Below are 1,656 nucleotides of genomic sequence, written 5' to 3'. Positions count from 1 at the left end.
CCTTCATCGCTCACGCGGCGTTGCTGCATCAGGCTTTCGCCCATTGTGCAATATTCCCCACTGCTGCCTCCCGTAGGAGTTTGGACCGTGTCTCAGTTCCAATGTGGCCGATCACCCTCTCAGGTCGGCTACTGATCGTCGCCTTGGTAAGCCATTACCTTACCAACTAGCTAATCAGACGCGGGTCCATCCTGTACCGCAAAAGCTTTGATGTTTTTACCATGCGATAAAAACATATTATCTCGTATTAGCATACCTTTCGGTATGTTATCCGTGTGTACAGGGCAGGTTACCCACGCGTTACTCACCCGTCCGCCGCTCTTCTCCGAAGAGAATCGCTCGACTTGCATGTGTTAGGCACGCCGCCAGCGTTCATCCTGAGCCAGGATCAAACTCTCAAATAAAAGTTGTTACCTGCTCAGACTATCATTATCTGAATATCTGGCTTGGTTTGTTTTCGATTCTTTAAGAATCATTAGTTATATAAATTAACCTACTGTTTAATTTTCAAAGTTCATTCCTTACAACTTCCTTAGTTTATCAAAGTAATTTTACTTTGTCAACTCTTTTCTGTTGTTTCTCTTTCGTGTTTGTCCTTTTCTTAAGGATATGTATTACTATACCACCTATACTTTATATCGTCAATACTTTTTCTTAACTTTTTTTAGTATTTTTTATAATTAGTTTATTTTTTTAAGTTATACACAATTTTTGTTTATGTTATTAACATTATATACATCCTAGACTTAGCTTATATACCGATTTTCTATTTTTTATCCACATTTCTAATTTATTTATCATTAATTAAATTTTTTTATTTAAATTATATATTTTTATATACACTTTCTACTTTGATTAGAAATTTTAGTATTCAATAAAAAATATTTTTTCTATTTCTCCAACTATTATGTTAACTTATTTATATTTTTATTAAATTTTTATACTATTACAAATAGATTAAAGATCATTTAATAAAATTGTTACCAATCAAAATATACTTAAAATGAGTATAACCTCCTACGTATAATGATATTAATTTTACATTACTAATTCTTTATAAATAAAAATAACTTAAGTCTATATTTAATCAACTTAAGTTATCTAATATTTTAAAATTTATATAGTTTTGCATTTTTCTTCCCATTTTTTAAGCTTTTTCTTATATATATTAACTATCTCATCCATATTAATTTCATTATCATAACTCTGGCTTATTATTGAGCTTGCTACAATTATTACGTCTAAACACTCTTCAACTATATCTTCTTTTGTTTTTTCTTTGTATCCACACCCACATACATTTGATGAACTCAATACTGCCTGGGAAACTTCCCCAACCTCTTCTGATAACTTCAAAGCTCTTTCCATTAGTGATTTTTTATCTATAAGATTTAATCTCTTGATTTCTTTAAAATCAATTATTTTTTCAGTTTTCATTTTAACTCCTTGTATTTTTTATTTTGAACATAAAAAAAGATTACGTGGCTACGTCTTACTCTCCCAGGAGGTCGCCCTCCAAGTACCATCAGCGCTAAAGAGCTTAACTTCTGTGTTCGGTATGGGAACAGGTGTATCCTCTTTGCTATAATAACCACATAATCTTTATCTTTTAGAGTTAATACTCTGAAAACTGTATATCATTTAGTTAATGATTTT

1 protein-coding gene and 2 rRNA genes are annotated in these 1,656 nt (G+C 31.1%); all 3 read right to left on the bottom strand.

The genetic code is table 11. The features are described from left to right. A 16S ribosomal RNA gene (locus tag I4U66_RS14585) occupies nt 1–404 on the bottom strand; the annotation flags it as partial. 712 nt (nt 405–1,116) lie between these two features. Further along, the gene (locus tag I4U66_RS14580) at nt 1,117–1,437 is read right to left on the bottom strand and encodes a MazG-like family protein (protein WP_092921352.1); all 321 of its coding nucleotides are present in this window, start codon (nt 1,435–1,437) and stop codon (nt 1,117–1,119) included. 42 nt (nt 1,438–1,479) lie between these two features. Beyond that, nucleotides 1,480–1,596 (bottom strand): 5S ribosomal RNA (gene rrf, locus I4U66_RS14575). Nucleotides 1,597–1,656: the final 60 nt, after the last annotated feature.

This window comes from Romboutsia sp. D33t1_170424_H2, from assembly GCF_015669105.1.
Lineage (GTDB): Bacteria > Bacillota > Clostridia > Peptostreptococcales > Peptostreptococcaceae > Romboutsia_C > Romboutsia_C hominis.
This window is presented reverse-complemented; position numbering and strand designations above follow the sequence as displayed.

What these genes read in the sequence shown, in the direction of transcription:
- I4U66_RS14580 (WP_092921352.1), bottom strand. Translation starts at nt 1,437, where the DNA reads ATGAAAACTGAAAAAATAATTGATTTTAAAGAAATCAAGAGATTAAAT.